The sequence below is a fragment of the Campylobacter rectus genome (genome assembly GCF_004803795.1).
GTDB classification, from domain to species: domain Bacteria; phylum Campylobacterota; class Campylobacteria; order Campylobacterales; family Campylobacteraceae; genus Campylobacter_A; species Campylobacter_A rectus.
This window is the reverse complement of record NZ_CP012543.1, coordinates 523,004-542,459: the sequence shown is the minus strand read 5'-3', so window position 1 is coordinate 542,459 and position 19,456 is coordinate 523,004. Positions and strand designations below refer to the sequence as shown.

At 45.2% G+C, this 19,456-nt stretch carries 16 protein-coding genes; 4 read left to right on the top strand and 12 right to left on the bottom strand.

All coding sequences use genetic code 11. The features are described 5' to 3' along the window. Nucleotides 1–219: 219 nt before the first annotated feature. From CRECT_RS02610 to CRECT_RS02590, 5 genes are read right to left on the bottom strand one after another with little or no spacing between them, the layout of a single operon-like run. Entirely contained in the window at nt 220–1,446 is a 1,227-nt protein-coding gene (locus CRECT_RS02610) for a toprim domain-containing protein (RefSeq protein ID WP_039888687.1), read from the bottom strand. Next, on the bottom strand, nt 1,443–1,736 hold the full coding sequence (locus CRECT_RS02605; protein ID WP_002946092.1) for a TrbM/KikA/MpfK family conjugal transfer protein: 294 nt from the start codon (nt 1,734–1,736) through the stop codon (nt 1,443–1,445). The genes CRECT_RS02610 and CRECT_RS02605 overlap by 4 nt, the downstream gene beginning before the upstream one ends. Nucleotides 1,737–1,746: 10 nt before the next feature. Then, the gene (locus CRECT_RS02600; RefSeq protein ID WP_002946075.1) at nt 1,747–2,733 is read right to left on the bottom strand and encodes a TrbJ/VirB5 family protein; all 987 of its coding nucleotides are present in this window, start codon (nt 2,731–2,733) and stop codon (nt 1,747–1,749) included. Beyond that, complete coding sequence (locus tag CRECT_RS02595; RefSeq protein ID WP_002946076.1) at nt 2,730–3,344, bottom strand: hypothetical protein; 615 nt, start codon at nt 3,342–3,344, stop codon at nt 2,730–2,732. The genes CRECT_RS02600 and CRECT_RS02595 overlap by 4 nt, the downstream gene beginning before the upstream one ends. Next, on the bottom strand, nt 3,344–4,708 hold the full coding sequence (locus tag CRECT_RS02590) for a hypothetical protein (protein WP_227932169.1): 1,365 nt from the start codon (nt 4,706–4,708) through the stop codon (nt 3,344–3,346). Before CRECT_RS02590 ends, CRECT_RS02595 begins: the two co-directional genes overlap by 1 nt. A gap of 733 nt (nt 4,709–5,441) precedes the next feature. Between CRECT_RS02590 and CRECT_RS02585 the strand changes: the two genes are divergently transcribed. The 3 genes from CRECT_RS02585 to CRECT_RS02575 all read left to right on the top strand — a co-directional run bounded on the left by CRECT_RS02585 (nt 5,442) and on the right by CRECT_RS02575 (nt 8,070). After that, complete coding sequence (locus tag CRECT_RS02585; protein WP_002946088.1) at nt 5,442–6,596, top strand: tyrosine-type recombinase/integrase; 1,155 nt, start codon at nt 5,442–5,444, stop codon at nt 6,594–6,596. Between the two features lie 176 nt (nt 6,597–6,772). After that, nucleotides 6,773–7,312: a Type 1 glutamine amidotransferase-like domain-containing protein gene (locus tag CRECT_RS02580; protein WP_002946077.1), complete on the top strand. Its 540-nt coding sequence runs from the start codon at nt 6,773–6,775 to the stop codon at nt 7,310–7,312. 203 nt (nt 7,313–7,515) lie between these two features. After that, nucleotides 7,516–8,070, top strand: a complete 555-nt coding sequence (locus CRECT_RS02575; protein ID WP_002946083.1) for a hypothetical protein — start codon at nt 7,516–7,518, stop codon at nt 8,068–8,070. Between the two features lie 320 nt (nt 8,071–8,390). Here CRECT_RS02575 and CRECT_RS02570 read toward each other — a convergent pair whose 3' ends face one another. The 3 genes from CRECT_RS02570 to CRECT_RS02560 are packed head-to-tail and all read right to left on the bottom strand — an operon-like array spanning nt 8,391 to nt 13,228. Then, nucleotides 8,391–9,794, bottom strand: coding sequence for a CAP domain-containing protein (locus CRECT_RS02570; RefSeq protein ID WP_002946081.1), 1,404 nt, complete (start codon nt 9,792–9,794; stop codon nt 8,391–8,393). A gap of 16 nt (nt 9,795–9,810) precedes the next feature. Then, nucleotides 9,811–11,388, bottom strand: coding sequence for a phosphoenolpyruvate carboxykinase (ATP) (pckA, locus tag CRECT_RS02565; protein ID WP_002946090.1), 1,578 nt, complete (start codon nt 11,386–11,388; stop codon nt 9,811–9,813). Between the two features lie 19 nt (nt 11,389–11,407). Continuing rightward, entirely contained in the window at nt 11,408–13,228 is a 1,821-nt protein-coding gene (locus CRECT_RS02560) for a biotin/lipoyl-containing protein (protein ID WP_002946086.1), read from the bottom strand. A 109-nt stretch (nt 13,229–13,337) separates the two neighbouring features. On the opposite strand from CRECT_RS02560, the gene CRECT_RS02555 reads away from it, so the two are divergent. Continuing rightward, nucleotides 13,338–14,345: a hypothetical protein gene (locus CRECT_RS02555; RefSeq protein WP_002946078.1), complete on the top strand. Its 1,008-nt coding sequence runs from the start codon at nt 13,338–13,340 to the stop codon at nt 14,343–14,345. 536 nt (nt 14,346–14,881) lie between these two features. Here the strand turns inward: CRECT_RS02555 and CRECT_RS02550 are convergent. From CRECT_RS02550 to CRECT_RS02535, 4 genes are all read right to left on the bottom strand, one after another. Beyond that, the gene (locus CRECT_RS02550) at nt 14,882–16,312 is read right to left on the bottom strand and encodes a DUF4139 domain-containing protein (protein ID WP_002946021.1); all 1,431 of its coding nucleotides are present in this window, start codon (nt 16,310–16,312) and stop codon (nt 14,882–14,884) included. An 80-nt stretch (nt 16,313–16,392) separates the two neighbouring features. Further along, entirely contained in the window at nt 16,393–16,746 is a 354-nt protein-coding gene (locus CRECT_RS02545; RefSeq protein WP_002946028.1) for a hypothetical protein, read from the bottom strand. Beyond that, nucleotides 16,704–18,044, bottom strand: a complete 1,341-nt coding sequence (locus CRECT_RS02540) for a sodium-dependent transporter (protein ID WP_002946036.1) — start codon at nt 18,042–18,044, stop codon at nt 16,704–16,706. The genes CRECT_RS02545 and CRECT_RS02540 overlap by 43 nt, the downstream gene beginning before the upstream one ends. A 2-nt stretch (nt 18,045–18,046) precedes the next feature. Next, nucleotides 18,047–19,381 (bottom strand): sodium-dependent transporter, encoded by a 1,335-nt coding sequence (locus CRECT_RS02535; RefSeq protein WP_002946032.1) that lies wholly within the window; start codon nt 19,379–19,381, stop codon nt 18,047–18,049. Between the last annotated feature and the right edge of the window lie 75 nt (nt 19,382–19,456).

Sequence of the window (19,456 nt, the reverse complement as noted above, 5' to 3'; positions counted from 1 at the left end):
ATTTTGATTGCCCGGATTGAGCAATGTTTATAAAATCATATTTATCCAGTTCCGCAGTGGGCATCATGGACGGCATTTTGTAAAAATTCTACTTATTCAAAATCCGAGCAAACCCCCAAGAAAAGGGGATAAAATGCAAATTTTAAAAACTTATTTAAACCTTAAACTTTAAAAACCGACCTAAAATTTGCCTACCCAGATCGGGCAGCATTTTATAAATCATATAGCCCTAGAATACTCCCCGTCGATTTTTCTTTCGACGAGATCAAGTCGCTTAAAGCATTCTCTCATTCCGGCTAAACGCTGCACCTTTGAGGCTATCTCTTTAAATTTTGAAGGATTAAATCTTAAAAGCTCATTTACGCGCTCATTCTTTGCGCAAGGCTCTAAAAAATCATATTTCTTTGATAAATACTCTACTTTCTTGCCAAGCTCGCCCAAAGGCTTTAAAATGCTTTCTTTGCTGATATTGCGCGCTGCTAGCCCTAATGCCTTGCCGACTACCAAATCATCGTTAAAATCCTTTAATATCGGCATTTCCCTGCTGGCGTTGGGCACTATCTGTTCTACGATCCTGCCAAACTCCTTGCCGCGATCGTCATTATCGAACGCTAGCGTAAATTTTGCATCCGGGGCGAGTTTGCGAAGCGCCTTAATCGCATCTTTTTGCGCCGCCGATATTTGCCCATTGGTCGAGCATAGCAGCGTCTCTTGTAAATTTATCCCTCTCATTTCGCAAAACGATAGCGTGTCGATCATGCTCTCGCTGATTATGATACTTTTAAAATCTTTGGGGCTTTTATGCGCGTTATCGGCTTTTAAAATTTCTAGCCCCTTGTTTCCGTTGCAAAGCTGCTTGATTGGCTTATCGTAAGGTTTTCCTTGCGGATCGTGCGTTAAGGGCTTTGAGAGATAGCTTATCGTTCCGCTTTGCTTTAAAAATTCTTTCGTGCCGGCGTCCGTTTGTACCGACGCTAACGTGTATGTTGGCACGACTGCGTTTTGGTATTTGCCGTCCTTTTTTAGGCTGCTAAATTGCGCCAAGAGCTCGGCGCTTAATTTTCTTTTGAGGACTAAAAATGAATTTTTGCTCGTCTTATCTAATTTTTTAAATTTTTCTATTATTTCATTATCGATTTTTTTAGTAGTTGCTTTGTATATAGTATTGTTTTGTAATTCTTTTATATCTTTTATTTTGTCTTCGTCTATTAAATCTTTTACTTCTACTCCGCGATTTTTAGCGAAGCTGTAAATATTGCCCCGATCGGTGCTATCGTTTGGATTAAAATATAAGTAGTGGCCGTTTGATTGGCGCGATATGACTATCGTATCGCCATAGTCGTTCGTAAGCGTTTTATAGTTCCGGCTACTTTTGTCTCTTTTTTCAAAGTAGCCGTTGTTTTTTAAAATTTCGTCAAGTGCAAGCTCGACTAGATTTTCTTTCATCTTGGACACAGATCCAAAAATGCTTTTCTTTTTTGAGCCTGCTTGTGCGCCTTTTTAGCCGTAATCGAATAGTACTTTTTAAGGCTTGGGGCGCATTCCGGCGGACGCGTAGCGCTCGCGAGGCATAGCACCGCTTCGCATGCCAGCTTCTTATCGCCGGTAAACACGTCGCCGAACTCTTTTGGAGCGGACGCCTTCGTCGCCGTATCCTTTGCACTCGTCTCTTTTGCGGTCGCGCCGCTTGCTGCAAAAATTGCGCCTACGATCAAACTAAAAACTAGTTTTTTCATTCTTTCCCCTTTATTTGAAATATACGAATTTAGGTAATCCCAGCTCGTCTTTCGGAAGCTGCTTGGTTTCGGGCTCAAATATGGCGTCGTTGCGCTTGTATTCTACGACCGACTGATTAAAGCTCTCTTCGGTTAAATTTTTATTGCTGCCACTCTCGCTTAATTGCTTGCCGGTCGCCATCGTGCTGGTGTAGTTGATATTCAGCTCGTATTGGTGCTGTAAATTTTCTAAAATTTTAAGCAGTATCGAGTTCGTGAGGGCTTGAGCTTGCTTTTGGTTGTTTGACTTGCTTAGCTGCTTTGAAAGCTGCTTTAAATCGTCGTTCATTTTCGCTTTTGAGTAAGGATTGGTCTTATCGTCGCTATGAAACGTATCTTCAAAGGCTAACAGGGCGTTTGTTTTCTCGATATTATCCCTTTCTTGCAGAAATTTCTCGGCGTTTTTTATGTTGTTGATTTGCGCTTGATAGTTCGCTCTTTGGATAGGATCGACGGCTTTATTCATCTGCTCGGTCAGCTCGTCTATGCTTTTGCTTAAATTTGCGCCGTCTCGCAATGCGTAGGTGCAGCGATTGACCTTGCTCTTGATTGAACTTTTGGTTTTTCCTAGTGTCATTCCGAAAAATTGGCTATTGTTCTCCAAAAACGAGCATGCATTTTGTACTCTTGCTATATCGCCCATTACGTCATTGGGGATATTTTTGACGTTGTCGTAGATGCTTTGCATTTGGCTGATCATACTTTGCGCGTCGCCTAGTATATCGTAGATACTATTCATATCTACGCCAAGCTCGGCCATTTGCTTTTCAAAATTTAGCGTATCTTTGACCATTTGCTCGTACTGTCTGATTTGCTCGGCATAGTCTTTTAGGGTTTGGGTGTAACCCACCACCGCTTGCGCTATCGCGGCCACGTCTATGACCGGAACGCCTCCTGCGTTTGCGCTGCTAAAAAATAGCGCCGTTGCCGCACCGATAGATATTAATGTTTTCTTCATATCTCTCTTCCTCTCTGCTCGGTATTTTCTTTTTTAGTTTCCTTTTCAGCCCATTTTTCGATGGTTTGTTCTAGCATTTTGGTAGCATTCGGATAGCTGTACCTAAATCTATCCGCATCTATCGGTTTGCCCACCTCGTCTCCGTATTTTCTTTTTACGTCGATTTGCCCCTCTTGCAGCTCTACGTAAAGCGGCGTTAATTTATCTATGCCTTTATCCTTGTTGTCCTTGATTTTTTCATACAGCCTCGCTTCGTTATTCATGAGCTCTAGCTCGTTTTGTAGTTGTCTGAAAAGGACTGGGTTTTCTTTTTCGAATTTGTTTTGAAATTTTTCATCATCCTTGTGTGGGATCATCACTTTTTTGTTGTTATCTTCGTTTATTTCCCACTTTCCTCTCTCGTCTTGCTTATCTTCCAGTCCTTGTATCTCTTTGGCTGCGTCTAGGTATTTTTTAGCCCTTTGTTCGTCATGTTCGCACGCTAGGGCTAGGCTAAAATTTAAATCTATAAAGCTCTTCCTAAGGCTCAAAAAATCGTTTTCGCTTTTGACGTAATTTTCCAAGTCGCCCTCGATGACGTTTCTTCTTTGTTTTGGCGTTATATTATTCATTATAGGCTCCTGCCTCTGTCGTTTTCATTTTCTTGCCCTTTGGCCTTGTTTAAAATTTTATCCTTGGTCTGTGCTAGCGTATCATTTACCTTTTGATAAAATTTAGGGTAGCTGTCCTTAAAATTCGGCGTTTCTTTTTCGATGTCGCCCATCATCTTTTTTAGCTTTTCGTATCCTTTGACGTCAAGCCCTTTTTTGGCTTCCTTTTCGTAGGTCGTTTGCAATTTGGCGTAATTGGCTCGCTCGTTTTCCATCTCTTTAAAACCGCCTTTGACCTTTTTGCGTTGCGCATATACGTCCTTTACCAGATCGCCCACTGCCTCTTTAAATTTTGGGCTGTCAAAGGCTAGATCAAGCTTTTCTTGGCGCTGACGATCTTTTGCGATGCTTTCTTCCTTGCCTTGCTTAAGCATCATTTCAAGGCTTCTGTCCATCTCTTGCAGCGCGGTTATAATGTTGTTTATCCCGTCGCTATTCATGAGGTTGTCGATCGATTTTTGAAAATTCGCTTCAAGCTTTGATTGCTGATCTTTGAGATCTTCGAGCTCCTTTTCGTGCTGCATCTCTAGCTCGTCAGCTCGCTTGTTCCAGTCCTCTTGCTCCGCACCGCTTTCTTTGCTCGGCTGAGGCTCGTTTTGCTTGGGGCTTGGCTCTTTTTCTTCCCCTTTTTCCTTTTTGGCGATCTGCTCCTCTTTTGCCTTGATTTGCTCTTCTATTTTTTCTTTCTCTTTTAAAATTTGCAGACTCTCTTTTAAGGACTCATTTTTTTCTACGCCGTCTAATCTATCTTTTACGAACTCTCTTTTTGCTTTCGGGCTTTTAAATTCGTCTAACTCCTGCTGCTTTTCTTCAACTTTCGCGTCTACCAGCTCTTTTTCGCCTAGTATTTCTACGGCTTGCTGTGCGTCTTTGCTTAAATTTGCCGCTCCCGTTACTTCATAGGTAAATTTCTTGTTAATATCTCGTATCGTATATTCTTTGCCGTTGTCGAAGTCCTCTTTTAAATCCATATTCATTTCTCTTAGGGTGAGCTCTTTTATTTCGGTCACATCCCTTAGACTCATATTAGTTTTATAAATATCGTTGATCGCTTCTTGAACCTTACTATCGTCGTCCGTTCCATATGCGGTATAAAACTCTCTTACGCAAGCTACCGCGCTCGTTTCATTGCTTTTGAATAATCCGGTGTTTGCTATGGCCTGCTGGCAATCTAAAATCTTGTTTCTGGTATCGTACATATCTTTGTTTTGCGTTTGCGGCTCGTTTTCTTCCCCTTTGCGTATGTTTGAAGCCATGAGCGTCTGTTCATTCTCGCTTAGATATGCCCATTCGGCCATTTGCTCTTGCGTCAGCTCTTCTGCCACCTTAAATCCTTTTGATAGATTATTTTTCAGCAGTCTATCATTTGTTAAATTTAAAAAACTTTTAAAAAGTGATATATAAAAAATACTAAAATTCAAAAATGCTCACAAATGCCTTTTAAATGCTCTACAATCAAAAATAAGCTTTTTCCCTATTCTTTTCTTATTTTTTTATCTATGCGGCTTTAATAGCCTTTAAAATCGTTTTAAAGGCCTAACTGATTTAAAATTTAAAAATCCAGCTTCAAATTTAAAATTTTCTCGCCGCATTAACTATTAATTTTTAAAATTTCTTTTCTGTTTATATAAATATATTTTTAAGAAAAATTTAAGTTATCTAAAATTTAATTAAAATTTAAAAATTCTAAAAATTTAAATTTTCAGCAACACAGACTCTATCTAAATTTTATTTTTTCCATTTTTTAAATTTGTTTTTTACATATAGGTAGGAGGCGAGGCATTTTGTAAAAACTTAAACTTTTTATTTAATTTTTCATTAGGCCATTAAGTATCCTATATCTCTTTGTTTTAATATACTTTCTAGCTACTAATCTTAAAAATTATTCGAGGCATTTTGTAAAAAATCGCTTTTCTTAACCGCTTTTTTGTCAATTTTAAGAATTTCAAGCTCCGTAAAATCGCACTTTAAGCAAAAAATTTTTACTTCAAAAAATTTTAACCTTAAAGACGGCTACTTTTCGCTTACTTTTAATTAAATTTTGATAAAGTTACTCGTATGAAAAATTTAGAAAAAAATAAAAATATCTATGTGCAGCACGGACGTTTTTATATCGATTGCCAAAGGGACGGCGTTAGAATTCGCCGTGCTACGGGTCTTAAAAAATCGCCTCTGGCGTTTGATTTCGTTCGTAAAAATTATGATTTATTTCTCGGCTCTAAATCCGATATCGCGGAGGCTAAACGCCGGTATCGCGAGCTCGAGGACTTGCAGACCGACAGGCTCCTTAGAAAAGGGGAGAAAGACGCCGGCGCTACTAAAAATTCTAGCGAGTTTAGCTTTGATAGCGTGATCGATCGCCTCCTTGCCGAGAAGTCCTTTTTAAAGGATAAAACTAGGCGACTTTACGTGATTATGAGCCATACGATCACAGAATTTTTAAGCTCTAATGGTATTTTTTACCTAGCCGACTTTGAGAGGCATCACAGCGTAGAATTCGTTAAATTTTGCAAGGATAAAGGATTAAAAGATAGCTCCATTAGCGGCTACTGCTCCTTTTTTAAGATGGTTTTTCGATATGCCGTAAATAATGACATAATCTCCAAAAATCCGTTTTTTATTCCTAGATTTAAGCAGCATCTCGATGAATTAGAGGATGAAAAATTTCCACCGTTTAGCCTTGATGAAATTTTAGAACTCATTAAAAATGCCGACGACGAGCTGCGGCTGTTTTTGGTCGTGGCGTTCTTTACCGGTGCTAGAACCGGTGAAATTTTAGCTCTTACTTTCGGCGATCTCGACTTTGAAAATAGGCAAATCCGGATAAATAAAACGCTTTCGGACGTCGGCATCGTGGATTCGCCCAAAACTAAATCTAGCAACCGCACGATCGATATGCTGCAAATCGTCTATAATGAGCTTATAAAGCTTGATAGCAGCGACAAAGGTCAGCGGATTTTTAGGCTTTCTCGGTCTATGATGCGACTTAAATTTAATGATTTGCAAGCAAAACTTGGCTATAATACTCGTAGGCTTTACGATACTAGACATTCATTTGCTTCCGTCATGCTAAGTCGCGGCGAGGAGCCTATGTGGGTGGGTTGCAAAATGATGGGTCATAAGGATTTGAACGAGACTTATCGTTCCTATGCGAAGTATCTGCCAAAAGAAGTTAAACAAAGGGCAGTTTTTTTAAATGACGTCGTCATTTAAAATTTAATATTAGACATCTTATTTTAAAAAATATGTTATAATAAGATTAAATTTTACTAAAAATAGATTAAAATTTTACTTCTTTTAATGCGTAGAAACGGCGTTTTTACGGCACTGCGACTTATAAAATTTAAGCTAAAATAGCGCAAAATTTCGGCCTTTTGAAAGGAAAAACGATGATAGAGATGTTTTTGTGTTCGTATTTTGCGGGCGCGGCGACGCTTTTTGAGGATTTTGCCGAGCAAAATATCCGCGCTAAGGAGGTGCTTTTCATCCCGACCGCCGCAAACGTAGAGGAGTACCGAGACTACGTGGACGAGGCGAAAGAGGCGTTTGTCAAAATGGGCTTTGAGGTTCAAATTTTAGACGTTTCCAAAGCGAGCGAGGACGAAGCGAAGGCAAAGATCGGCGCGGCGCAGGTGCTTTACGTAAGCGGCGAGCTCGTGTGCGTGGGCGAGTCGGCGGGTGCGATGATCGCCGTACCCAGCGTGGAGTATGCGAGCGCGATGGACGATGCGGGCGACTACGGGGCTGGGGCGCAAACAGGGCTTGATCTGGTGAAATTTTACCCCGTATCGCACTACGGCGAGGAGCCCTTCGTGCAAAGCACAGCCGAAATTTTAAAAGCTTACGACGGTAAGCTAAATTTGGCGCCGATAAATAACGCCGAGGCGATCGCGGTGCACGGCGATAAATTTAAAATTTTGGGGCGGTAAATTTAGATGCGCGGCGTTTAAGAGCGCGCTAAATTTAGAAAAACGGCGTCTGAAATTTTACGCGCCAAAGCCTGCGTAAATTTTAAAAACGGCGGCGGCTGAAAACGAGCCGAAAATGCGGCGACGGCAGGCTAAATTTAACCGCCGCGAGCATTAAATTTAAAAGCAAAAACGAGTAAATTTTATAAGCTTAAGGAGCGTTTATGGAGTATTTCAAACCGTTTTTCGTAAAGATCGCAGGCCGCGCCAGAGATGACGATCACACGAGCGCGCATGAGCAGATCATCGCGCCGCTACTGCAAAACGCACTCGCCGCCTACGTCTATAACGGCCGCAAAGATAGCATCGTGGGAGCTTTCGGTAGCGTGGAGCACCCGCTAAACTTGAGCGAGTTTAGTTTTCTCGTGCGCGAGCGGGGCAAATTTCGCCTCGATCTCTCGCGCGAATGCGTAAACGGCGCCGAAATCTTTTGGAACGCTTGCAGCTTTAGGCGCGGCTCGGTTATTATTTTGTTCGAGGGAGAGTTTGATTTGGCGCCTATTTTGCGCCGCTGCGCCGAGATAAGCATAGACGAGACGCCAAATATGGGTAACAGCCCCGCGGCGACCAAGCTTGCTAAGCGCGCGATGAGCGAGGGACAGATAGCCGTACTTTTTAGCGCATCAAACGGGATAGAGTGGATGGATATCTACGCTCCTGAAGCGGTACAGGCTAAAATTTTAAAACTTGCGGGTGAGATAAACAGGGATGAAATTTAAAATATACGCTTGACGACCTTGCAGGTAAATGAGCCGTCAAATTTAAGACGCATAACGTTTACCAGCACAACCGTGCGTAGTTATAAGCTTTAGACGAGCAGCAGACGGCAAAAACTCAAACAAAATGCACCATTTAGAAAAAAGCTAAATTATCGCGCCTTAAGCATTATCAAATTTAATCAAAACGATGTCTGCAGGCGGGCGGTCGTCAAATTTGCAAGGAAATTCATTTTGCCTCTTGCGTCGTTAAATTTACAAAGCAAAACTTGCCGCCCAAAGCTCAAATTTGATGGCCCAATCCCCAAAAAAGCGGTGTAAATTTACCGCCTCATCTTTCTGCCAATTAGCGCAAAAACTACGATCACGCCGGCGATCATCAGCCCAGCCTTGACGTAAAACGCCCTCCTCTCGCGCACGGCTTCTGGCGAGCTGGTTTTGAGCCGCACCTTGACGCTCATGCCGCCCGCGACTATGCTTAGCGTATCGCCCGCCATGCCTTTTAGCTTTACGCTTAGCGTGTTTGTGCCGCTTTGCGCGACCGTAGGCGTCATAAAGCCCGAAGCCTTATATGAGTAGCGCGTCATGAGGTCGTTGCAGTCTTTGGGGCGGAAAAATATCTCGTAGGTCTTGTCCGCATCCACGCCCAGCACGTCGCCGTCGCGCGCGTCGAAATACGGATTTTGAGGAGTTTTGGTTTTAAAGCTCCATTTTATCTGCTTTACCTGCGAGCCCGCATTTTGCACGCTTTGATTTCGCGCGCCTGCTTGCTCATAGCTAAAAACCGCCTCATACTGCGCGCCAAAGTCAAAAACCTCTCGCGGAAAAGCCGCAAACTGTTTGGACGAAAATTTGGAGTTTATGTCGTTGGCGCTCGTGATGATGTGCAAATTTTGGATCTTTCGCCCGTCTTTAAATATCTCGAAATCTTTAAATTTTACCTCGCCCGCGTTTGCGTTAAACTCGATACTGACGGGATTTGCCGTGATCTTGCACTCAGGGAAGGGATCTGGAATCTCGCCGCTAAAATAGGGCGTCACCGCGGTGGCGTCCGGAAATTTGACGTAGGGCTTCATCGCGCCCGTGAAGTTGTCAAATTTGGCGTCTTTGATTTTTAGATTTTTATCGGCGCAGACATTTGTATAAAACCGCCCCGCGCCCGTATCGCTCGCACCCATAGCGCAAAAGGCGTTAAGCCTAGAGTTACCCATTTCAAAGACGAAGGCGTTAAATTTATCCTTGGACGCGAGCGCGTAGCCGACCTCATCGACGCTCAAATTTAAAAACGCAAATCGGTGATAGATCGCCGAAAACAGCCCGTCCACCGCCTCTTTAAAGTCGCTTTTATAAGCGATGTTTTCAAGCACTAGAGTTGATTTGTAGCCCACGGCTAGAGCTCTGTCGGCCGGAGTCGCGCCGCTAAATTTCGCCCGTCCGGCCGTCTCGTCGTGCCCCATGTATTCGTTTTGGGCGCTATAGTCGGCGTGATTTTTGGCGGCTTGGCTTAAAATTTGATTTGGTTTTAGACCAGAGAGTCCGGAGCCTCGGCGGTACTCGTTTAGATACGCGACCGCGTCTGAGTCGGGAACGAAAGAAAACTCGGGCTGCTTGGCGGACTTTAGCGCGGAGTCTTTACCCTGCCCGCCAAAGATATCGCAACCCGAGAAAAAAAAGGCGCAGGCTAAAAGGCTAAATTTAAGCCCGCGTTTTACAGAGTAAATTTTCAACCAGCGCCCTTTAAATTTAAGCCTTAGGGCCGGCTTTTGCGTATTCCACGCCCTCTTTTACGTCCTCGTAGCGTTTGAAATTCGCCTCAAACATGCTCGCTAGTTTATCGCGAGTCGCGACGTATTCGTCCTTGTTTTCCCATGTGTTGATAGGATTTAGCAGCTTTGTCTCGACGCCTGCGAGCTCTTTTGGGATCGCTAGGTTAAATTTCTCGAAATTTTCAAATTCGCACTTTTTGATGCTGCCGTCCAGGATCGCATTTATGCACGCGCGAGTGGCTTTTATACTCATTCGCTTGCCCACGCCGTATGCGCCGCCGCTCCAGCCTGTATTTACCAGATAGACGCTAACGTTATGTTTGTCGATCTTTTCGCCCAGCAGCTTAGCGTAGACGGTCGGATGTAGCGGCATAAACGGCTCGCCAAAGCACGCGCTAAATGTCGCCACGGGCTCGGTGATACCGCGCTCGGTGCCCGCGACTTTTGCCGTATAGCCGCTTAGGAAATAATACATCGCCTGCTCTTTGGTTAGTTTTGCGACCGGCGGCAAAACGCCGAATGCGTCGGCAGTTAGGAAGATGATGTTTTTCGGATGACCGCCCGCGGAGCTTGGCTCGTAGTTATCAATATGATAGATCGGGTAGCTGACGCGGGTGTTTTCGGTCTTGCTACCGTCTTTGTAGTCCACGACGCCCGCCTCGTCCGCGACCACGTTTTCAAGCAGCGCGTCGCGTTTGATCGCAGCGTAAATTTCAGGCTCGCTGCTCGGGTCTAAATTTATGCACTTCGCGTAGCAGCCGCCCTCAAAGTTAAATATACCCTCATCGTCCCAGCCGTGCTCATCGTCGCCGATTAGCTTGCGATTTGGATCGGTCGAGAGCGTCGTTTTGCCCGTACCGCTTAGGCCGAAAAATAGCGCCGTGTCACCTTCTTTGCCCACGTTTGCCGAGCAGTGCATACTTAGCTTGCCCTCGAGCGGCAGCCAGTAGTTCATCATAGAAAAAATGCCTTTTTTCATCTCGCCGCCGTACCAGGTGCCGCCGATAACGGCGACGTTTTCCTCGACGTTAAAGATAACGAAAACATCGGAGTTTAGCCCCTGCTCTTTGCACTCTTCGTTTTTGCATTTGCACGCGTTATAGACGACGAAATCGGGGCTAAATTTAGCTAGCTCCGCCTCGCTTGGGCGGATGAACATATTTTTTACAAAATGCGCCTGCCACGCGACTTCGGTCACGAAGCGAACTGATTTTTTGCTCTTTTCGCTCGCGCCGCAAAATGCGTCTTGGATAAAGATTTCCTTGCCGCTTAGCTGGGCTTTGGCTTTAGCTAAAAGCTTATCGAAAAGCTCTTTTGAGATAGGCTGATTTACCTTGCCCCAAGCGATGTATTTTTGGCTTGGGTCTTGCTTTACGAAGTACTTATCCTTTGGGCTGCGACCCGTAAAGATGCCGGTATCGACCATAAAAGTGCCGTTGCTTGATACGCGTCCTTCATTCATCGCTTTTTCAAGCTCGAAAAGCTCGTCGTAGCTTAGGTTGTGGTTGATTTTTTTGATGTCTTTAAGACCTAATTTTTCTATTTCATTTACCATTTTTCTTCCTTTTTTTGGATTAAATTTTCGCTAAAATTTGACCGTTTGCTACGGTTTGTCCTTGCTGTACCTCTATAGACGTCACTAGCCCGTCTTTTGGAGCGTTTACGTCTATTTCCATCTTCATGGCCTCTAGCACGAACATCCTTTGTCCCTTTTTCACGCTATCGCCCACTGCGACTAGGATTTTAAACACGTTTCCAGGAAGCGTGCTTTTTACCGGTTCGCCGCTACCGCCGGTCGTTTTAGCTGGCGAGAGCTCCGGAGGTGGCATGTGCGCTACGCTTGCCGGTTTTACGCTTTTTATCTCGGCCTTGCCCTCAGCGTCCGCGACCTCGACGTCAAATTTTTTGCCGTTTACGGTGACGCTGTATTTTTCGTTTATCGGAGTTTTCGCGCGGGTGCTCGGCGCGCTCGTTTCGCATGCATTTGTCGATTTTTTGCGGATATTTACCTTGCCTTCGCCTTTTAAAAATGCGATGCCCTTTTCTTTACACGCCGCAGCGATAAAGATATTTTCCTCGCTAGGCTCGATACCCTCTTTTTTAAGCAGCTCGCGCGTAAATTTAAGCGACTTGCTCTCGTCTTTATCCGCGATATCCATGGCGTGTTCTTTGGTCGGTTTTAAGCTTAACTGCTCGCTAGCTAGCTTAACTACGCTCTTATCGGGCTCTACGGGCGTCTTGCCGAAGTACCCTAGCACCATTTTGCCGTAGCCCTCGGCGATCTTTTTCCATGGACCGAACATCACGTTATTAAACGCCTGCTGGAAATAAAACTGACTCACCGGCGTCACGCTCGTGCCGTAGCCGCCTTTTTGCACGACTTCGCGCATAGCAAGGATGACTTCTGGAAATTTATCCAAGATATTATTATCGCGCATCATTTGGGTGTTTGCCGTTAGCGCGCCGCCTGGCATCGGGCTAAACGGGATGAGCGGGCTAACCTGCACGGCCTCAGGCGGCAGGAAATAGTCTTTCAAGCACTCATTTAGCACGCTTTCGTATTTTAGAATTTTCTCCACGTCAAGTCCGCCCAGATCGTAGTTTTTGCCCTTAACCGCATGCAGCATCGTTAGGATATCTGGCTGACTGGTGCCGCCGCTAACCGGGCTTGCGGCTAGGTCGATGCCGTCTGCACCGGCTTCTAGAGCGGCCATATAGCACGCGACGCTAACGCCTGCAGTTTCGTGAGTATGGAGTCTGATGTGAGTGTTTTGAGGGAGGAGTTTGCGAGCCATTTTGATAGTTTCATACACTTTTTGCGGACTAGAGGTGCCGCTGGCGTCCTTGAAACAAACGCTGTGATACGGTATGCCCGCGTCTAAAATTTCGCGCAAAATCCGCTCATAAAACGCCACGTCGTGCGCGCCCGAACAGCCCGCAGGCAGGTCCATCATCGTGACGACCACTTCGTGATTTAGTCCGTGGTGAGCGATACGTTCGCCCGAATATTTTAAATTTTCCACGTCGTTTAGCGCGTCAAAGTTTCGTATCGTGGTCGTGCCGTGCTTTTTAAAGAGCTTTGCATGCAGATCGACCAGCTCGCGGCTGCCCGTATCTAGAGTCACGGTATTTACGCCACGGCTTAGAGTTTGTAGGTTTGCCTCGGGCCCGACCGTTTCGCGAAATTTATCCATCATCGCAAACGCGTCTTCGTTTAAATAAAAATAAAGGCTCTGAAATCGCGCCCCACCGCCAAACTCAAAGTGCGTTATACCAGCCTCTTTAGCCGCGCTAACCGCGGGCAAAAAATCAGCCATCGCCACGCGCGCGCCAAAAACCGACTGAAAGCCGTCTCTAAAGGTAGTATCCATAACGTCTATAAATTTTTTCGCCATTTTGCCGCCTTGTCAAATTTCAAAATCGTGCTAATTTTACCTTGTTTTAGATTAAGTGGATATAATAAAATCAAAGCATTATCACAAAAATGTTTAACGAGGGGAGCAAATGCAAGAGCGCACGCTGGAAGAGCTTTATAAAAAGCTAAAAGAATTTGATAGATTGGCAGGTAAAGAAGAGTTTTTGTTTGACGAGATAAGAGACGCCGTAGAGGCGCAGGATTTGGCGTTTGCCGCGCAAATTTGCGACTTTGTGCTAAACGACGAATTTGAAAAATTCGGCGCGTTTTTGAGAACCAGAGCGCTAATGTGGCTCACGGACTATATCGCGCAAAATTTAAAAGAAAGCGAGAGCGAATATCCAAATTTCGACGACTTCGTGGGCTGCCTGTGGAAATTTAAATGGATCGTCTCGGGTGTCGCCAAAAGCTCCATGATAGAAAAGGAGCTCATAGACGAGGCAAACGAGGCGATGGCGTTTTACTACGAGCGCATGGAGCTCTCGCTGGCCTCATATTACAAGGCCTTGATGAATCAAAACATCGACATGGGCGATGCTAGAGAAGCAAAGGCAAACTACGAGCTGTGGAAAAAGCTTGCCAAAGATGACATGGCCGACTGCGAGGCGTGCGAGGCTAGCGATGAGATCGCATATTTAAATTTTGCAGGCGAGCATGCAGCGGCGCTGGAGCTTGCCGCACCGATACTCTCCGGCGAACTAACCTGCGGCGAAGTGCCTCACACGACCTACGCACCGATACTTTTTAGTATGATTAAAACAGGCAAGATAGAAGAGGCAAAAGCCCTTTTACCAAAGGCCGCGGCGACGATCGAGTCAAATCCTCGCGTCATAAACGAGATCGCCCCGCTCATCGAGATCGCCGTTAGGCTGGATGAGCGCGAGACGGCGCTAAATTTGGCGCGCAAGCACTCCGAGGCGATCCTTGACGGCAACGACGATCTAAACGACCTGCGATTTTTCATCGCAGTTAGCGCGTTTGGCGATGAGAGCGACTACAAAACGGCTTTGGAACTGGCGGGCAAATTTGACGCTAGAAACGGCAACACCTACTACTCGGACTACCTGAACGAATTTTACGCAGAGTCTGGTTTTTAGCTTTTGCGAGTAAAATTTGGCGGGTGAATTTGGAGTTAAATTTATAAAATTTGACGCGCTGAGACCCGCATCTTGACGATAGTAAATTTGGCTTGGTTAAAATTTGGCATTGCGAGCTTGGTTTCCTTGAGTAAAAAACAACCATTTGAGGTTGTTTTTTACTTTGTTGTAAAGGGGATGGGGGCTTGAATTACGCTCTGCTTTGCAGTTGCGAGGCAAAGCCGAAGCAAAAGAGCTCCCCCTTAACAATCCCTCTCCCCCTACGACGCTTTTAAGGTGGCGACACTGCTTTGCCTTGCAGGCAAAGCGTCGCAAATTTAAATTTGCATTTTCAAGGTGCGGGTCTCGGTGACTCAAATTTGCAAATTTGACTACAAATTTGAACGTAAAACGATAAGGCGAAGTATCGTGAGATGATTTTTGGGGTTGTGCAGATAAAATTTAGCGTAGGCTAGACATATAGTCTGCCGAGCTAAATTTTATCAAACTCCGCAAAAAGCACTCGCGAGACAAGCCGCAACAAGAAATTTACAATCTTATTCGCTAGGCTTAGTTAGCTCATATGAGAAATTTACTTCCTCGCTCTCGTTCGGCTTAAGCGCAAATTTCCACGTTACCTTGCCGTCTTTGCCTATCTCGTTTTCTTTCGGGTCGTTTTTCACGCTCACGCTTACGCTCTCATGCGTGCTAACCGGCGCTTGCTCCTCCAAAACCACGTCCCATGCGAGTTTTGAGCTGTTTTTGACGCTATATTTATATCCGCGCGAGATCTTGTTTTTCGAGCCGAAAAACGACTCTTTCGTATATTCGCCGTTGGCCTCTTTTTTCACGCTAACAAGCTCGTTTTTGCCGAAAAACTCCTTCGCCTCCTCGCCCGCGGCGTATCCTACGTATCTTTTGCCGATATTTATGCCGTCAATCTTAAACTCGCTTTGCGCGCTCTCGATACTACGCTCCGGCTTAAACGCGGCTCTAACAAACGCGCCCGCACTGCCGTAGCCGTCGATCACGAGGTCAAATTTAGCATCCAGACTCTGCTTGTCGTAGGCAAAATCAGCCGTTTCGTCCGCTTTTAGACTCACGCCCTCGATTCGCCACGCGTTTGCAAGCGCGTTTTGCTCGTTGATTGACTGCATGTCTTTGACGCTACTTTTCTTTGCGGGCGCCCTAGCCACCGACATATCTGCACTCGCCTCCATCATCGGCGCGGCTGCTAGCGGCATCATATTTCTCGGTGCCGGTTTGCCTTCGTAGCGCGGATAAAACGGCGCGGGCGTCAAATTTGACGAGTAGTAAAACGGATAAAGCGCAATGGTTAGGGAGTTTAGATCAATGCCTAGAGGATTTGTCACGGTTAAATTTTGCGAGATTTCGACCTTGCCTTTTGCGACGTCGGCCTGGATTTTGTTTTTCAAATTTACGCTAACGCCCACGGGATAGGAGATTTTGACCTGTTTTGGGTCGCATTCGAATTTCAAATCAAGCTTTTGAAAATTTTTAACCTCGGTCGCGTTCATTTTCTTTTTCAGCTCGTCGATTTGCTTTTTGGTTTGCGAAATTTGGGCTAGATTTTTTAGCACGGCTTCGTAAAATTTATCGCCGTCGGCGTCCAAATTTGCGACGCTTTGCTCTTTAAAGGCCGGGAAGTTATTTAAAAAAGCGTTTTTCGAGTTTAGCGCGTTTAGCTTGTCGTTTAGCTCTTCAAGCTCTTTTTCGTTTTGCTTAAATGTGGCGTAGGCCTCGTTTTCTGCGGGCTTTGCTTCGTTTAAATTTAGACTTAGCAGCTCGCACGACGCAGCCACGTCGATATCCTCAAGCTCGACGAAATCGGGCAAATTTAGGCTAAATTCGCTTTTTTGGTTGCTAAAATTTTGATGGATAAATGAGGCGTTTTTGTAGATTTCTATCAGATTGCTTTCGGCGCTCGCCGCAAGAGCAAACGCCGAAACTAAGGCTATTTCTCTCATTTTTTCTCCTTTGGATGATTTTAAGAGATTATATCCTTACAAAGATAAATTTTAGCCTAGCAAGATAATCGCAAAAGCGATCAAAAATAAAATTTGTATCGCGATAAAACGCATCGCGCCACAGCAGATGCTAGGGTCTCGGCTTCGGCGGACGCCACGCCTTTTGGCCAAACGCCAAGTTCTCCGTCGGGCGTAGCTATGCCCTCAAAATCAAGCCAAGCACCGGCACGACGAGCGCCAAAGGCGGTAAAAGACGCGATCGCGCTCAAAATTTGCTTTGGCTTAGGCGCGTCGCTCTGGACGGCGAAGCGGCATATAGTCCTTTTTGCGTAGCCCGCGACGTTGCCGAATTTATCGAAAAATCTCTTTATTTTTTTAAATTTCGTTCCATTTAACCGCCCAAAATTTGTCTTATCATTATCGCTAAAATGCAAATCGGCGCGACGAATCGCAGTAAAAAATACCAAATTTCAAAAACCGCCCTACCCATATACGGCAAAAATAGCTCCTCCAGGCTGCCTCTTTTCATCGCGTAGCCGACAAATACCGCTATCACGATACCGCCGAGCGGCAGCATGATATTTGAGCTAAGATAGTCTAAAACGTCGAAAAATCCCTTGCCGAAAAACGTGAGCGCGTCTTTAAATTCTGCGATGTTTGAAAGCGCGCAAAGCGTGCCCAGGCAATAAACGCAAACGCCCACGATCGCGATCGCGCCTAGGCGAGGGATCTTAAACTCGTTTATGAGATAAAAAACGAGCGGCTCGACCATCGAGATAGCAGACGTAAGTCCCGCAAAAATAAGCGCGGTAAAAAACGTAAAACTTAAGACGTTTCCCATTGCTCCTAGCTTAGCAAACAGCGTAGGCAGCGAGATAAAGGCAAGTCCCACGCCCTGGCTAGGCTGCTCGCCGTACTCGAAAACAAATGTAAAAACGACGAGTCCGATGACGACGCTAACGATGATGTTTAGCGCGACGACGTAGAGCGAAGAGGTGAAAAGATTGGTCTTGTCATCTAGGCTCACCGAATACGTCGCGATCGCTCCGATACCAACGCACATCGTAAAAAACGCTAGCCCAAGAGCTACAAACACCGCCTCGCTCGTGATCTTAGAAAAATCGGGCACTAGCAAAAACTCCGCCGCCTGCGAAAATCCGCCCATTTGCATCGAGTAAATCAGCATAAAAATAAGCAGTAAAAAAAGCGTCGGCAAAAGCCATAAATTTATGCGCTCGATGCCGCCTTTTATGCCCTTTGAGAGGATGAAAAAATAGGCCGCGAACGCGATGGTAAAGTATAAAATTTGACCCGAGATATTAGAGCTTATAAATTTGCCGAAATTTTCGCCCGAAACCGCGATACTTTGCGGAAGCTCACCAAGAGATAAAACCGAGTACCTAATAACCCAGCCGATGATGACCGTATAAAACGACGCCACCAAAACGCCAGTTATCATTATGACGCCGGCATACCCCCAAAATTTGCCGTTTTTAGGGGCGAGCGAGCGAAAGGCGTTAACCGGATCGGCGTTTGAAATTTTACCCATCGCCATCTCGGCAAAAAATATGCTAAGCCCGACCGCAACGGCAAAAACAAGATACAAAAGCACGAACGCCGAGCCACCGTTTGCGCCGACCATATATGGAAATTTCCACGCGTTACCAAGTCCGATCGCAGCACCCACGATGGATAATATAAATCCGATTTTAGAAAATTTATCGCTTGCCACGGTCAGCCTCTTAGCGCATTTATCGTGATGATGACTATGCTAATAGGGGCTACGAACCTAATCATAAAATACCAAATTTCAAAAACGGCCCTGCTCATATACGGCCCAAAAAGTATGTAAAGCGCGTCTTTTTTGATCACAAAGCCAACGAAAATCGATACCGTGATGCCGCCTATTGGCATGATGATGTTTGAGCTGAGAAAATCAAGGCAGTCAAAAAAGCTCTTGCCGAAAAATACCAAATTTTCTTTGATGCCTTCGATGCTTGAAAGTATGCACAAAATGCCCATACAATAAACGAATGCGCCGATTAACGCAAGGGCTTTTTTACGAGAAAAGCCGAATTCGCGTATGAGATAGTGCGTGAAAGGCTCTAGCATCGAGATGGCCGAGGTAATGCCCGCAAAAAGCAGGGCCGAGAAAAACGCGAACGCCAGTACGTGCCCGAGTGCGCCCAGCTTTGCAAACAGCGTCGGCAGCGAGATAAACACGAGCCCCACGCCCTGACTGGGCGTCGCGCCGAACTCAAACACGAAAGTAAAGATAACGAGCCCCATCAAAATACCCATCACGACGTTTATGATGACGATAATGATCGAGGAGCTAACGAGATTCGTATTATCAGGCAAGGACGCGGAATAAACGATAATAACGCCCACGCCCAAAGACAGCGTAAAAAACGCAAGTCCAAGCGCGGTGAGAACGCTGCTCACGCCCAGTTTTGAAAAATCGGGGACCAGCAAAAATTTAGCCGACTGCACGAAACCGTCCATCGTAAATGAGTAGCTGAGCATAATGACTAGCAAAACTAAAAGCGAAGGCATCATCCAGACATTTACGCGCTCTATGCCGCTTTTTATGCCCTTTGATACGATAAAAATACAAAGAAAAAACACGATCGTGAAGTAAAAAATTTGAGACGCGGCGTCGTTAGCGTAAAAATTTCCGAAAATTCGCTCGGAGGCCTCTATGTCTTTTGGCAACTCGGTTATTACCATGACTGCGTATTTTAGTATCCATCCGATGATAACCGTGTAAAAAGAGGCTATGATAATAGCGCCCGTCATCGTAAAACCTGCGAATTTCCATGCTTCTTTGCGCTTTGGAGCAAGCTTTTTAAAGGCGTTTACGGGGTCTGATTCGGAAAGCTTACCGATGGCTATCTCGCCGAAAAATATCGCAAGCCCGATAAAAAACGTCATAAAAAGATACAAAAGCACGAAGGCCGAACCGCCGTTTTGACCGACTAGATACGGAAATTTCCACGCATTTCCAAGACCTACCGCAGAGCCCGCGACAGCTAAGATAAAGCCGATTTTAGAAAATTTATCCTGCACTATATTTAACCTTAATATTTAAAATTTTGAAGCCAAGGCTAGCATAAAAAAGCTTTTAAAATTCTAATTTTTAAA

What these genes read in the sequence shown, in the direction of transcription:
- CRECT_RS02610 (WP_039888687.1), bottom strand. Translation starts at nt 1,446, where the DNA reads ATGAAAGAAAATCTAGTCGAGCTTGCACTTGACGAAATTTTAAAAAAC.
- CRECT_RS02605 (WP_002946092.1), bottom strand. Translation starts at nt 1,736, where the DNA reads ATGAAAAAACTAGTTTTTAGTTTGATCGTAGGCGCAATTTTTGCAGCA.
- CRECT_RS02600 (WP_002946075.1), bottom strand. Translation starts at nt 2,733, where the DNA reads ATGAAGAAAACATTAATATCTATCGGTGCGGCAACGGCGCTATTTTTT.
- CRECT_RS02595 (WP_002946076.1), bottom strand. Translation starts at nt 3,344, where the DNA reads ATGAATAATATAACGCCAAAACAAAGAAGAAACGTCATCGAGGGCGAC.
- CRECT_RS02585 (WP_002946088.1), top strand. Translation starts at nt 5,442, where the DNA reads ATGAAAAATTTAGAAAAAAATAAAAATATCTATGTGCAGCACGGACGT.
- CRECT_RS02580 (WP_002946077.1), top strand. Translation starts at nt 6,773, where the DNA reads ATGATAGAGATGTTTTTGTGTTCGTATTTTGCGGGCGCGGCGACGCTT.
- CRECT_RS02575 (WP_002946083.1), top strand. Translation starts at nt 7,516, where the DNA reads ATGGAGTATTTCAAACCGTTTTTCGTAAAGATCGCAGGCCGCGCCAGA.
- pckA (WP_002946090.1), bottom strand. Translation starts at nt 11,388, where the DNA reads ATGGTAAATGAAATAGAAAAATTAGGTCTTAAAGACATCAAAAAAATC.
- CRECT_RS02560 (WP_002946086.1), bottom strand. Translation starts at nt 13,228, where the DNA reads ATGGCGAAAAAATTTATAGACGTTATGGATACTACCTTTAGAGACGGC.
- CRECT_RS02555 (WP_002946078.1), top strand. Translation starts at nt 13,338, where the DNA reads ATGCAAGAGCGCACGCTGGAAGAGCTTTATAAAAAGCTAAAAGAATTT.
- CRECT_RS02550 (WP_002946021.1), bottom strand. Translation starts at nt 16,312, where the DNA reads ATGAGAGAAATAGCCTTAGTTTCGGCGTTTGCTCTTGCGGCGAGCGCC.